A 13,723-nucleotide genomic window follows, 5' to 3' on the forward strand; every position below is an offset into this window, starting at 1 on the left:
CTACTCGCCCTCGAACTTCCGGTAGGACGGGTCGAGGTCGCGGACCTCGGCGGAGGCGTGCGGCATCCGCCCGTCGGCCGGCTTCACGTACTGCCGCAGCAGCTCCAGGACCGCCTCGGTGAGCCGGGCCTTGGTCTCGTCGGTGCGGCCGGCCAGCAGGGCGATGTGGACGTGCACCAGGGCGTGCCCGTCGGTGTCGGGGCCGACCACCGGGTCCTCGGTGCGCCGGAAGCGCGTCTTGCACGCGGGCGGTTTCGCCGCCGCGATCTCCACCACGGCGGAGTGCAGCTCCCGCGCGAACGCGGGCCGGTCGAAACCGTCCGCCAGGTTGTCCGAGTAGTCGACGGTGATCTGCGGCATGGGCCCTCCTGTTGCAGGTCAGGAGGGCCCACCCTAGCCGCAGCCCCTCAGGGGGTCAGCCGGTGGTGGTGAACACCGCGACCGTGCGGGCCGGCACGGTGAACGTGCCGGTCCCCCTGTCGTACGACGAGGTCTTCACGACCGCGTCCCCGCCCAACGCCTGCACGGGGTGCAGACGGTGGCCGGTCCCGGCGAGCGCGGCGACCCGCTGCTGCTGCCGCTCGGGCGTGGCGTTGAAGACCACGACCAGGTCGCCCAGCCTCATGGTGATGACGCCGGGCGTCTCGTCCTTCCCGGACAGCGGGAAGGACAGCCGGGACTGCACCTGGTCCGCGGTGCCGAGGGAGAACGCCTTCTCCGTCGTACGGATCCGCAGCAGGTCCCGGTAGGCGGCCGAGGAACCCTCGATCTGCGGGCAGCCCACCGTGACGGCGCCGAGCAGCGGCTTGGCGTACGGCCACTTGTCCTGGTTGTCGGCGGCCGGCGGCAGACCGCGGCCCATGCCGTTGCCGTCCGCGCAGTTCCAGTGGATCGCGTTGAACCAGTCGCCGCTGTCGTAGGAGTTGCGGTCCAGGGACTTGGAGCGCAGCAGGTCGGTGCCCGCCTGGGAGAGCGCCGGGCCCTGGGAGAGGGCGGCCGTCGCCATGGCGAGGACCTGCATGCGCGCCCGGTCCGCGGCCGGGGTGTCCTTCGGCAGCTTGAAGGCGAGCGCGTCGAACAGCGACTCGTTGTCGTGCGCGTCCGCGTAGGCGAGGGCGTCGCCGGGGGCGGCCGCGTAGCCGGCGGGGGCGCCGTTGTAGTCGACCTGGGAGCCCTTGACCTCCTTGCCGCTGGTGTCGGTGAACGTGTAATCGGCGAGGTTGCCGCTCAGGCCCACCTTGATGAGGTCCTGGTAGTGCAGCAGGCGGGCCCTCTGCTCGGCCGGGGTGCCGTTGGCGGCCGAGGAGTTGGGGTCGGTGTAGAGGCCGGAGGCGAAGCCCTGCACGCCGGGGTCCTCGTCGAAGGGTCCGCCGCCGCGCACGGCGTCACGGGCCCGGTCGGAGAAGGTGGCGACGCCGGTGCCGGCCATGTTCTTCTGCGTGGCCTGCTCGAAGCGGGCGTCGTCGGCGATCTCGCCGAAGTTCCAGCCCTCGCCGTACAGGATGATCTTCTTGCCGTCGACGCCGTCCTTCTTCAGGGTGAGGGCGTCGAGGGCCTTGCGGACGGCGAGGATGTTGGCCTTCGGGTGGTGGCCCATGAGGTCGAAGCGGAAGCCGTCGACCTTGTACTCCTTGGCCCAGGTGACGACCGAGTCGACGACCAGCTTGCCCATCATGGCGTTCTCGGGCGCCGTGTTGGAGCAGCAGGTGCTGTTGGCGACGGAGCCGTCCGCGAGCAGCCGCTGGTAGTAGCCGGGCACGATCCGGTCCAGGACGGAGGTCTTCGCCTGGCCGTGGGCGGCGGTGTGGTTGTAGACCACGTCCATCACCACGCGCAGGCCGTCCTCGTTGAGCGCCTTCACCATCTGGCGGAACTCCACCGTGCGGGCGGTGCCGTCCGGGTCGGTGGCGTAGGAGCCCTCGGGGACCGTGTAGTGGTACGGGTCGTAGCCCCAGTTGAAGGCGTCCTTCGCGGCGGCCTTCGCGACGCACTCCTGCTGCTTGTCGGAGTCGGCCGGGTAGGAGGCCAGGTCGCAGTCGACGGTCGCCTGGTCGGACTTCCTCTCGGGGATGGTGGCGATGTCGAACGCGGGCAGCAGGTGCACGTACGAGGTGCCGGCCCGCGCCAGCTCGCGCAGGTGCCTGCTGCCGTCGCTGTCCTTGTCGGTGAAGGCCAGGTAGGTGCCCCGGTGCCGCGCCGTGCGGTCCTCGACGGAGAAGTCGCGGATGTGCAGCTCCTGGATCTGCGCGTCCTTCAGCGGCACCGCCTTCGGCTTGGTGTAGCCGTCCCAGCCGCGCGGCTGGAGGGACCGGTCGGCCAGGTCGACGACGAGGCTGCGCTCGGAGTCGGTGGTCAGGGCGGTCGCGTACGGGTCGGTGACCTTGTTGGTGACGAGCTCGCCCGCGGCGGGCGCCCACACGGTCACCGCGTACCGGTAGGCCGTGCCCTTCCAGGAGGCGGGGCCGGTGACGGACCAGACGCCGGTGGCGTCGTCGCGGCGCATGGCGACGGTACGGCCGCCGATCTCCAGGGCGACCTTCCGCGCCGTCGGCGCCCACACGGACAGGGTGGGCCGGTTGTGGCGGAACACCGGGCCGAGCTGCGCCTTGGTGGCTCCGGCCGCGTACAGGTCGTCGAGGACGCCCGCGATCTGCACGCCGGTGGCCGCGAGGACCGCGCCGGTGGCCGCGCGCTGGGTGGCGACGACCTGACCGCGCAGGGCCTCGCGGACCCGGTCGCGGTCACGCGGGTCGACGGTCCAGGCGGTGCCGTTCGCGAGGTGGGGGAACGTCGCCTTCTGGGCGTCGGTGAGGGCCGACTTCGCCAGGCGGATCCAGCGGGCGTCACCGATGTCCAGCTTCCCGTCCCGTACCGCGACCGAGCCGGTGCGGGAGGCGAGGAGCTGGGTGGAGGCGGCAGCGGCGGAGCCGTCCCACACGAGGGTGGAGCGGTCGATCCAGACTGCCTTGGAGGTGGTCAGGTCGAGGGCGGCCGCGGACCCGGCGGGCTGCGGCAGCAGGTACTTCTCCTGCCCGCTCACCAGCCACACCTCGTGGCCGTTCGCCTTGAGGTCGAGCGACTGGTCGGTGGGCAGGTCCTTCTCGTCGCCCTTGTGGAGGATGTAGCTGAGGCTGGTGGCACCCTCGGCGAGCGGCACCTCGAAGACAGCGCCATAGGCATCAGTCTTCACCGGTTCCAGGGGCTTCGACCAGTCGGTGGGGTTCGCGGCACCGGTCCAGGTGTGCAGGCCCCAGCCGTCGTAGTTCCCGTCGGCGCGGTGGTAATGCAGGACGGCCTTGGTGGTGTCCTGCGCCGGGTACTCGGGCCGCTCGGTGGTGACGGTGTCGTCGCCCTGCTTGATCCAGACCTCGCCGGTGCGGGTCACGTCGATCGTGCGGTCGGTGGCGACGTCCTTGTTGCCGTCCTTGTCGACCACCAGGAAGCCGGCGTCGGAGGCGCCCGGCTTCAGCTTGACCCAGGCGAAGGCGCCGTAGGCGTCACGGCCGGTGAAGGCGTGACCGGCGGGCCACTCGGTGGCCTCGCCGTCGGCGAGGTCGCCCCAGGCGTACAGGCTCCAGTCGTCGTAGTCGCCGTCGGGGCGCTGGTAGTGGACGATCGCGTGGTCACGGGAGGCCGCGGTCGGCTCCTCCTCGACGGGCGGGGTGCCGGTCGTGGACGCGGCCAGGGCGCTCGCGGTGCGGCCGGCCGAGTCGATCACGACGGCCTTGTAGCGCAGGGCGGTGCCGGCGGGCACGTCCGCTTCGATGGTGTGGGTGACCTTGTAGGGGGCGTGGTCGGCGGAGCCGAGGGTCTGCCACGTCCCGTTGCCGGTCTGGGCGGCGAAGACCACCCGGTTGAGCTGACCGCCCTCCACGTCGGCGGTGACCTCGACGGTGCCGGTGGCGCCCGCCTCCGGGGCCTTCAGGGTGAGCGTGGGCTTCGCCTCGGGCCTGCCGAGCGGGGCGGCGGCCTTCAGGACGATCGCCGAGCGGGCCGGGACGGAGACGGTGATCTTCCGGTCCGCGTCGCTGCGCACGGTCGCGTCGGTGCCGTGGACGCCCTTGAAGGTCGTCCGGGCGGAGCCGGTCGCGAAGGTCGCGTTCTTCGTCTCGGCGGCGTTGTTGAAGGCGACGACGTACTCGGTGGTGTCGTTGCCGGTGGCGGTGCGCGAGAAGGCGTAGACGCCGGGGCCGTCGTCGGCGTACCGCTCCTGCTGGACGCCGTCGGTCAGCGCCGGATGCGCCTTGCGGAGCTTGGCGAGGGCGCTGATCTGCCGGTAGAGCGGGGAGCGGGTGTCGTAGGTGTCCTCGGCGTGGGTGCGGCCGGTGCCGATCAGGTCGTCGTCGAGGTAGTCGGCGGTGCGGGACGCGAAGAGGGTCTGGCGGGCGTCCTTGTCGCCGCCGGCGCCCGTGAAGCCCTGCTCGTCGCCGTAGTAGACGACCGGGTTGCCGCGGCTGAGGAACATCAGCTCGTTGGCCAGACTGTCCCGCTGCAGCAGCTCCGCGTCGGACGCCTTCGGGTTGTCCTGCGTGAGGAAGGTGCCGATACGGCCCATGTCGTGGTTGCCGAGGAAGGTGACCTGCTCGTAGGCGTTGGCCTTGTCGGTCGTGTACTTGAAGTCGTCACCGAGGACGGAGGCGAGCTTCTTGGCACTGCCGCCCTGGGAGGCGTAGGAGCGGGCCGCCTCCTGGAAGGGGAAGTCGAGGGTGGCGTCGAGCCGGCCCCGCGTGACGTAGGGGGCGGTGACGTTCGTGTCGGAGGAGTACACCTCGCCGAACATGAAGAAGTCGTCCCGGCCGCGCTTCGCCGCGTAGGCGTCGAGGGCGGTGGCCCACTGGGTCCAGAACTCCATGTTGACGTGCTTCACGGTGTCGATCCGGAAGCCGTCTATCCGGAAGTCCTTCACCCACCGCTGGTAGATCTTCTCCATGCCGTCGACGACCTCGGGACGCTCGGTCCACAGGTCGTCGAGCCCGGAGAAGTCACCGTACTCGGCGGACTCCCCGGCGAAGGTGGAGTCGCCGCGGTTGTGGTACATCGCCGGGTCGTTGAGCCAGGACGGCACCTTGAGCCGCTTCTTCGCGGCGGGCACGACCGGGGTGCGCGGGAAGGAACCGGTGTCCACCCGCGGGAACGTCCGCCTGCCGTCCGAGTAGTCGGCGTCGTCGAAGGGCACGCCGTCCTCGGTCAGGTACGGGAAGGCGCCCTTGGAGAGGTAGTCGGAGGACTTCTCCTCGTACTGGACGACGTCGGCGGTGTGGTTGGTGATGACGTCGAAGAAGACCTTCATGCCCTTGGCGTGGGCCTTGTCGACGAGGGTCTCGAGGTCCTTGTTGGTGCCGAAGTGCGGGTCGACCTGGGTGAAGTCGGTGATCCAGTACCCGTGGTAGCCGGCGGAAGCGTCCTTGCCGGCGCCCTGCACGGGCTGGTTCTTGAAGAGGGGCGCCATCCAGATGGCGGTGGTGCCGAGCCCCTTGATGTAGTCGAGCTTCTGGGTGAGGCCCTTGAGGTCGCCGCCCTGGTAGAAGCCCTTGTCGGTGGGGTCGTACCCGTGGGTGAGGCGCGAACCGGACAGTCCGCCGCGGTCGTTCCCCCGGTCGCCGTTGGCGAAGCGGTCCGGCAGGACGAAGTAGAACTGCTCCCGCGTCAGGTCGTGCCGCGCCGGGGCGGCGGCCAGCTTCGCGTCCGAGGGAGGCGCGGGCGGGGTGGCGGCTCGGGCGGCGACCGGCTGCACCAGCGCTGCGGCGAGCGCGGCCACCGTGACGGCGGCGACGCGTCGGCCCCGCGCGGTGCGGCGCCCCGGGGGCGCGGGCCATCTGGGTATCAAGGCGTGAACTCCTTGCGCTTACGGCTCATTGGGTCCGACCCCACACCCCGGCGGGGGCTGTTTCGGCCACATCACCGGAGCGTCGGCGTGACCGTACCGTCGTTGAAAGCCTTACAGCAATACTTCTGAAACCGACGGCAAGAACTTCCAGCGGGAGGTATCCGGCACGGGCGGACGAGTCCGGCACACAGATGTGCGCGCCGCCGGTCACCTGACGGGCGACCGGCGGCGCGAAGGCGTCCGGTGACGATCCGTCAGGCGGCGGTGGTGGCGCAGATGACGTCGTAGGGCCGGCCGATCGCCCAGGTCGGTGTCAGCGGGTCCGTGGTGCCCGACGGGCACTCGGCCTCGGTCTTGACCAGGCCGAGGACCTTGTAGTCGGCGGAGCCGGCCTGTGCGCAGGCGATCTCCCGGGCTTGGGCGTCGACGCAGTCGCCCTTCACCAGCCGGCCACCTCCGGCACCCGCGTCGTCCGACGACGGCTCCGACGAGGACGACGACGGATCGGAGGACGGCGAGGACGAGGACCCGTCGTCGTCGAAACGGTTCCACGCGGCGATGATGCCGATCAGGATCAACGGCACCATCACCGCCTGAAGGCACCCGGCCGCACGTCCTCCGGGACGCCGGGTGGTGTTGTTCGCAGCCATGTGGACGCGCTCCCCCCGCGGCGCGTCCGGCGATCGCGTGGAGGGATCGCGCCGCGCCTCCTCACCCGGCGGGGGCGCCTGATCACCCCGCGTTCACGCTAGCGTCCGGCGACCGTGGATCCGGTCGCCGGACGGCACAGTCGTGCTTCAGCAGGAGGACTTGCCGGCATGCACGGCGAGGGCCGTGTGGGCGCCCAGGGTCGCGGTCAGTTGTCCCGAACCGTTCACCGTCACCGGGGAGTTGCTCTGCACGTCGCAGTACGTGCCCGCCGGGAGGGAGGTCTGGTAGGTGCGGGTCAGGGAGCCCGACTCGTGGTTGACGGCCACGAAGCCCTTGCTGCCCCGGCCGAAGGCGATGGCGTCACCGCCGTTGTCCCACCAGTTGGTGACCGCCTGGCCGCGGGTGGCGTTGCGGAAGCCGACCATGGACCGGATCTCGGGCCAGTTGTGCTGGCACTTCCAGCCGCTCTGCCAGCAGGCGTCCACCCGGCCGCCGTTGGGCGGTCCGGCGTCCTGGTTCGTGAACTCGTAGCCGGAGTTGATGTCCGGGGCGCCGTAGGGCCAGGCCAGCATGAAGACGTTGGCCAGGGTGTAGGTGGCGTTGTCCTTGTAGCTGAGCGTGGAGCCGTTGCGCTCGGTGTCGTGGTTGTCGACGAAGACACCCGCGACGGAGCTGTTCATGTAGCCCCAGCCCTCGCCGTAGTTCTTCAGGTAGGCGAGGTTCTCGCTGTTGAAGACGCGTTTGAGGTCGTAGGCGTAGCGGAACTCCTGCACGTCCCCGTTGCCCGTGTACTCGGTGGGCTGGACGGCCTCGCCGGCGCCGTGGATGACCTCCTGCTTCCAGTACACCGACGGGTTGGTCAGGCGGGACTTGATGTTGGCGAGGTCGGCGGCCGGCATGTGCTTGGCCGCGTCCACACGGAAGCCGTCCACACCGAGGGAGAGCAGGTCGTTCATGTACCCGGCGATGGTCTTGCGGACGTACTCCTCGCCGGTGTCGAGGTCGGCGAGGCCCACCAGTTCGCAGTTCTGGACGTTCCAGCGGTCGCCGTAGTTGTTGATCTCCGACGTGCAGTTGTCGAAGTCGTAGGAGGAGTACAGGCCCGGATAGTTGTACTTCGTGTACGACGAGCCGCCGGTGCCCGTGCCGCTGCCGGCCGACATGTGGTTGATGACGGTGTCGACGACGACCTTCACACCGGCCGAGTGACACGTGTCGACCATGTTCTTGAAGGCGGTGCGGTCGCCGAGGCGTCCGGCGATCCGGTAGCTGACGGGCTGGTACGACGTCCACCACTGGGAGCCCTGTATGTGCTCGGCGGGCGGGGAGACCTGCACGGCGCCGTAGCCGGCGGGGCCGAGGGTGGTGGTGCACTCACGGGCGACCGAGGCGAAGTTCCACTCGAAGAGGACGGCGGTGACGTCCTTGGTGCCGGGCGGGGAGGCCTCCGCCACAGTCGGGGTCATGACAACCGAGGCGGCCGCGAGGGCGGCGATCCCGGCGAGGGTTCTGCGTGCCATGTGGGGTCCTTCTTCATCGAAGGGGGTGTGGGGATACCGGCACAGGTGGTTGAAGCTTCTTGCAGAAAGCTTCAGCAACCTTGCGGCAACGCAGATGTTAGAGGCCCGCAACCCGAAAGGGCAGCGGGCCGTACCAACTTGAAGGAAAAAAGTTGCGGGGCGGACGACCTGACGACCGTCAGGCGGTCGTCCACCACACGGTCGTGTCGGCCGCGACGGTGGCCTCGCCGCCCGCCTCCTCCACGTCACCGCTGGTGATCAGCACCCGTCCGTGGGCGGGCACCGTCACCGGCGCGTCCGTGGTGTTGGCGACGCACACGAAGTCCCCGCGCCGGAAGGCCAGCACACCCTCGGACGCCGGCAGCCACTCCACCGCGTCGCCGGCGCCCAGGTCCGCCTGCTCGCGGCGCACGGCCAGCGCGGAGCGGTACATCTCCAGGGTCGAGCCCGGCCGGCCGGTCTGCGCCTCGACGCTCAGCTCACCCCAGCCCTCCGGCTGCGGCAGCCAGCTGCCGCCGTCACCGAAGCCGTACGACGAGCCCGCGCGGGTCCACGGGATCGGCACCCGGCAGCCGTCGCGGAAGCCGTCCTGGCCCGCGCCGCGGAAGTACGCCGGGTCCTGGCGCACCTCGTCCGGCAGGTCGACGACGTCCGGCAGGCCCAGCTCCTCGCCCTGGTAGACGTAGGCCGAGCCGGGCAGCGCCAGCATCAGCAGGGTCGCCGCGCGGGCCCGGCGCAGGCCCAGCTCGCGGTCGCCGGCCTCGCGGATCTGGGTGCCCAGACCGGCCGGGTTGGCGAAGCGGGTGGCGTGCCGGGTGACGTCGTGGTTGGACAGCACCCAGGTGGCGGGGGCGCCGACCGGGCGCATCGAGTCGAGGGTGCGGTCGATGACCTCACGCAGCTCGGCCGCGTCCCAGTGGGTCGCCAGGTACTGGAAGTTGAACGCCTGGTGCAGCTCGTCCGGGCGGACGTAGTTGGCGGTGCGCTCGACGGTCGGCGTCCACGCCTCGGCGACGAAGATGCGCTCGCCGGAGTACTCGTCGAGGATCAGCCGCCACTGCCGGTAGATGTCGTGCACGCCGTCCTGGTCGAAGAACGGGGTGACATCGTTGCCCAGCAGCCGCATCTCGTCGTGGGAGCCCAGGTCCGGCAGGCCCTCGGCCTTGACCATGCCGTGGGCCACGTCGATGCGGAAGCCGTCCACGCCCATGTCCAGCCAGAACCGCAGGATGGAGCGGAACTCGTCGCCGACCGCCGGGTGCTCCCAGTTGAAGTCGGGCTGCTCGGGCGCGAAGAGGTGCAGGTACCACTCGCCGGGCGTGCCGTCGGGCTCGGTGACCCGGGTCCAGGCCGGGCCGCCGAAGATCGACTCCCAGTCGTTGGGCGGGAGTTCGCCGTTCTCGCCCTTGCCGGGACGGAAGTGGTAGCGCTCCCGCAGCGGCGAGCCGGGGCCCTCGGCGAGGGCGCGCTTGAACCACTCGTGCTGGTCGGAGGAGTGGTTGGGCACGAGGTCGACGATGATCCGCAGGCCCAGCGCGTGGGCGTCACGGATCAGCGCGTCCGCGTCGAGCAGGGTGCCGAACATCGGGTCGACGGCGCGGTAGTCGGCGACGTCGTAGCCGGCGTCGGCCTGCGGTGAGGCGTAGAAGGGGCTCAACCACACGGCGTCCACCCCGAGGTCGCGCAGGTACGGCAGACGGGAGCGGATGCCTTCCAGGTCGCCCATGCCGTCGCCGTTGCTGTCGGCGAAGCTGCGCGGGTACACCTGGTAGATCACCGCGTCCCGCCACCAGTCACGGCGCCGCGCGACGGTGGCGACGGCCGAGTCGGTCGTGGGGGTCGGGGCCGGGGCGGCGGAGTGCTGCTGGCTCATGTCGTCCTTGATACGGGGTTCGGGCAGGGAAGCGGGTGAGGGCGGGCGGCGAAACGAGACGGTTGCGGTGACAGCGGGGTCGGATGGCCACCGCAACCGCCTCGGACCCGGGGAGGGGCAGCGCCCCCCAAGGGGCGCGGGGCTCTGCCGATACGCGGCTCCGCCGCGTGGGCGCGACCAGCCACGAAGAACGCGAAGCCGGCCGACGGCAGTCACCCCGAACGGCGTTACCCCTTGGTGCCACCGGCCGTAAGACCGGCGACAAGGTTCTTCTGCACGAGATAGAAGAACGCGGACACAGGTATCGCGATCAGCACAGCCGTCGCGGCCATCAGATTCCGCTGAGCGTCGTGCTCACTCACGAAACTCTGCAGACCCACCGCCAGCGTGTACTTCTTGTCGTCGAGCATGAACGTCGTGGCGAAGGCGACCTCGCCGAACGCGGTGATGAAGCTGTAGAACGCGGCGACCGCGAGTCCCGGCTTGGCGAGCGGCAGGATCAGCCGCGTGAACGTGCCGAACGGGGACAGTCCGTCGACGCGTCCCGCCTCGTCGATCTCGAACGGGATGGTGTCGAAGTAGCCCTTCATCAGCCAGGCGCAGTAGGGCACCGCCGTCGAGCAGTAGACGAGGACGAGTCCGAGGTAGCTGTCGATGAGCTGCAGGTCCGAGAGGATCTGGTACATCGGGACCATCAGGACGGCCACCGGGAACATCTGGGTGACCAGCAGCACCCACATGAACTTCTTGTAGCCCGGGAAGCGCATGCGGGAGACGGCGTAGCCGGTGGTGGCGGCGACGAGGACGCCGATGACCGTGGTGCCGAGCGAGACGATCAGCGAGCTCTTCAGCCAGTCGAAGAAGTTCGTGTTCTGCAGGACGAACGAGTAGTTGTCCAGCGTCATCTTGCCCCAGATGCCGCCGGGACGCAGATAGTCGTCCTTGTCGGGGCCGAGGGACAGGAAGACCAGCCAGGCCACCGGGAACAGCGCGATCAGGCTGGCCACGATCAGGATGCCGTGGGAGGTGAGGCGGCCCAGCGGGCTGACCTCACCGCGCCGGGGGCCCTTGCGGGGCGCGGCCGCGGGAGCGTCGGCGGGCCGGCCCGCCTCGGCGGCGGTGGGGAGGGTCGAGGTGCTCATGAAGACTCCCGCCTCAGATCGTGAGCTGCTGGTCGTTGCGGTTCAGCCAGCGGCGGTAGAAGGACGTGAAGACGATCAGGACGGCCAGCAGCAGCATGCCGTAGGCCGCGGACTCGGCGAACTCGCGCGGCTGCTGTCCGAAGCCGAGCTGGTAGGCCCAGGTCACGAGGATCTGCGCGTCCGGGGCGGTGTTGCCGAACAGCAGGAAGATGATCGCGAACTGGTTGAACGTCCAGATGATGCCGAGCAGCACCACGGTGGAGCTGACCGAGCGCAGGCCGGGCAGGGTGACGTGGCGGAACCGCTGCCAGGCGCTCGCGCCGTCCATCTCGGCCGCCTCGTAGAGGGTGCTGTCGATGGACTGCAGTCCGCCGAGCAGGGACACCATCATGAACGGCACACCGCACCAGGTGTTGACCATGATGGCCGCGAACCGCTGCCAGAAGGAGTCCTCCAGCCAGGCCGGGGTGGGCAGGCCGAGGAAGTCGAGGCCGGAGTTGATGATGCCGGCGTCGGCCAGCATGAAGCGCCAGCCGAAGACGGTGACGAAGGTCGGCACGGCCCACGGCAGGATCAGGACCAGCCGGTAGAAGGTGCGCCCGCGCAGCTTCTGGTTGAGCAGCAGCGCGAGGCCCAGGCCGATGCCGTAGTGCAGGGCGACACAGGCGGCCGTCCACACGATCGTCCAGATGAAGTGCGACCAGAACCGGTCGTAGGCGGTCTCGCCCCACAGGATCTCGGCGTAGTTGTCGAGGCCGATGAACTTGTAGGTGGCCTCGATCTCGTTGACGCCGATGGTGCGCGCCGAGTTGAGGCTGTCCGCGTCGGTCAGCGTGAGGTAGAAGCCGTAGACCAGGGGGTACAGCACGATGACGCCGAGCACGACGGCCACCGGCGCGATCATGGCGTAGGCGTACCAGTGCTTCTGGTAGGAGTGCTTCAGGCGCTGGCCCGGCCCGGGGCGGGGCGCGCGGTCACCGCGGCGCTTGCCGGTCGCGCGGTCGATGGCGACTGTCATGGTTCGGCACCTTCTGGATGATCAAGGAGTACGGCAACAGGCCGGCGGCCGCCGGACCCTCCCTCCTGGAAGCGGGTCCGGCGGCCGTACGGGCATTACTTGCTGAAGTCCGGCACCAGCTTGGTGAACGCGGCCTCCGCGTCGCCCAGGCCCTTGTCCAGGGACTCCTTGCCGCTGGCGATCTGCGGCAGCTCGTCGTCCATCGGGCCCCACAGGGAGCTGTACTCCGGCAGCGCCGGGCGCGGCTGGGCGGCCGAGAGGACCGTCTGGTAGCCGGCGATGCCGGGGTCGGCCTTGACCTTGTCGGTGTAGGCGTCGTCGCGCGTGGGCAGCGTGGAGTTCTTCAGCGCGATGGTCTCCTGCGCCTTGGCCGAGGTCATGAACTTCACGAACTTCAGCGCGGCCTCCTGCTTCTCCTTGCTGGAGCCGGCGTAGACGGAGAGGTTGTGGCCGCCGGTGGGGGCGCCCGCCTTGCCCGCGGAGCCGGCCGGGACGGTGGCGATGCCGAGGTTGTTCTTGTCCTTGAAGGCGGAGCCCTTGTAGAAGTTGGTGATCTCCCACGGGCCCTGGACGATCGAGGCGACCTTGCCGTTGACGAACGCGTCCTGGATGTGGGCGTAGGCGTCGGCGGTCACGTCGGCCTTGTGCAGGCCCTTGCCCTTGAACAGGTCCAGCCAGGTGCCGTACGCCTTCTTGGCCTCGGCGGACTTGATGGTGATCTTCTTGGCGTCGGCGTCGACCATGTCGGTGCCCTCGCCGTACAGGAACGGCTGGGCGTAGTAGCCGGCCGTGGAGCCCCAGTAGCCGTCGACGCCCGTCTTGTCCTTGATGGTGGCGGCGGCCTTCTTCAGGTCGTCCCAGGTCTTGGGGGCCTCGACGCCGGCCTTGGCGAACAGCGCCTTGTTGTACACGAAGGCGAGGGTGTCCGTGGTGAAGGGGACGCCGTAGGTCTTGCCCTCGTACGTGGCCTGCTCGAGCAGGTTGGACTTGAACTTGTCCTGCTCGGCGAGGGCCTCGGTGCCGTCCAGCGGCAGGAAGAAGCCCTTCTTGGCGAAGGCGGGGGTCCAGCCGACCTCGGAGCGCAGCACGTCGGGAGCGCCCTTGGAACCGGCGGCGGTGTCGAACTTGTTCTGCGCCTGGTCGAACGGGACGTTGACGAAGTTGACCTTGACGTCCTTGTTGGCGGCCTCGAACTCCTTGACCAGGGCCTGGTACGTCGGCGCCTCGTTGGTCGCGTTGGAGGTGTCCCACCAGGTGATGGTGACCGGACCGCCGGCCTTGTCGCCGCTGTCGCTGTCGCCGCCGCAGGCCGTCGCCGCGAGGGCGAGGGACGCCACCAGCGCGGTGGCCGCTATGCCACGCCGCATGAGGTTCTCCTTGAAGGTTAAAGCCCGTGAGGCGGGAACGGCCCCGTCTGCCGTCCCGCGAGGTGCCGACTGCGCCGTTGCGGCGGCCGGGCGACGTGAACGTAACAGCGTGGGAACTTTTCCGAAAGACCTTGCAGAAAAGTTTTGCAAGGACCCTCGACAGTTATGCCGTCGTGACCCGTTCTCGACCGTCGCGCAACCCTGATATCCGCCCGTACGCCGGGGGTTCGGACAGTTGTGCAAGACTCTGCAAGCACTTGCCATCCGTTGCCGCCGGGGGAATCATCCGTTGCGGAGCGGACGCCGACCACGACTTGAGGGATCG

8 protein-coding genes are annotated in these 13,723 nt (G+C 69.7%); all 8 read right to left on the reverse strand.

What is annotated here, in order from left to right; genetic code table 11:
* Nucleotides 1–360, reverse strand: coding sequence for a 5-carboxymethyl-2-hydroxymuconate Delta-isomerase (locus tag B100_RS0101385; protein ID WP_024882686.1), 360 nt, complete (start codon nt 358–360; stop codon nt 1–3).
* Nucleotides 361–415: 55 nt separating this feature from the next.
* The gene (pulA, locus tag B100_RS0101390) at nt 416–5,827 is read right to left on the reverse strand and encodes a pullulanase-type alpha-1,6-glucosidase (protein WP_024882687.1); all 5,412 of its coding nucleotides are present in this window, start codon (nt 5,825–5,827) and stop codon (nt 416–418) included.
* Between the two features lie 254 nt (nt 5,828–6,081).
* Nucleotides 6,082–6,477 carry a hypothetical protein gene (locus tag B100_RS0101395; RefSeq protein WP_037722363.1) on the reverse strand — a complete coding sequence of 132 codons (396 nt, stop codon included), beginning with the start codon at nt 6,475–6,477 and terminating at the stop codon, nt 6,082–6,084.
* A 147-nt stretch (nt 6,478–6,624) separates the two neighbouring features.
* Nucleotides 6,625–7,998: an alpha-amylase gene (locus B100_RS0101400; RefSeq protein WP_024882689.1), complete on the reverse strand. Its 1,374-nt coding sequence runs from the start codon at nt 7,996–7,998 to the stop codon at nt 6,625–6,627.
* Between the two features lie 178 nt (nt 7,999–8,176).
* Nucleotides 8,177–9,871, reverse strand: a complete 1,695-nt coding sequence (locus B100_RS0101405) for a glycoside hydrolase family 13 protein (protein WP_024882690.1) — start codon at nt 9,869–9,871, stop codon at nt 8,177–8,179.
* Between the two features lie 227 nt (nt 9,872–10,098).
* Nucleotides 10,099–11,013, reverse strand: a complete 915-nt coding sequence (locus B100_RS0101410) for a sugar ABC transporter permease (RefSeq protein ID WP_024882691.1) — start codon at nt 11,011–11,013, stop codon at nt 10,099–10,101.
* Nucleotides 11,014–11,026: 13 nt separating this feature from the next.
* Complete coding sequence (locus tag B100_RS0101415) at nt 11,027–12,031, reverse strand: carbohydrate ABC transporter permease (RefSeq protein WP_024882692.1); 1,005 nt, start codon at nt 12,029–12,031, stop codon at nt 11,027–11,029.
* A gap of 95 nt (nt 12,032–12,126) precedes the next feature.
* Nucleotides 12,127–13,398 carry an extracellular solute-binding protein gene (locus B100_RS0101420; RefSeq protein ID WP_024882693.1) on the reverse strand — a complete coding sequence of 424 codons (1,272 nt, stop codon included), beginning with the start codon at nt 13,396–13,398 and terminating at the stop codon, nt 12,127–12,129.
* Nucleotides 13,399–13,723: the final 325 nt, after the last annotated feature.

This window comes from Streptomyces sp. CNH189 (assembly GCF_000527195.1).

Coding starts and splice junctions, on each gene's coding strand:
- B100_RS0101385 (WP_024882686.1), bottom strand. CDS start 360: ATGCCGCAGATCACCGTCGACTACTCGGACAACCTGGCGGACGGTTTC.
- B100_RS0101395 (WP_037722363.1), bottom strand. CDS start 6,477: ATGGCTGCGAACAACACCACCCGGCGTCCCGGAGGACGTGCGGCCGGG.
- B100_RS0101400 (WP_024882689.1), bottom strand. CDS start 7,998: ATGGCACGCAGAACCCTCGCCGGGATCGCCGCCCTCGCGGCCGCCTCG.
- B100_RS0101405 (WP_024882690.1), bottom strand. CDS start 9,871: ATGAGCCAGCAGCACTCCGCCGCCCCGGCCCCGACCCCCACGACCGAC.
- B100_RS0101410 (WP_024882691.1), bottom strand. CDS start 11,013: ATGAGCACCTCGACCCTCCCCACCGCCGCCGAGGCGGGCCGGCCCGCC.
- B100_RS0101415 (WP_024882692.1), bottom strand. CDS start 12,031: ATGACAGTCGCCATCGACCGCGCGACCGGCAAGCGCCGCGGTGACCGC.
- B100_RS0101420 (WP_024882693.1), bottom strand. CDS start 13,398: ATGCGGCGTGGCATAGCGGCCACCGCGCTGGTGGCGTCCCTCGCCCTC.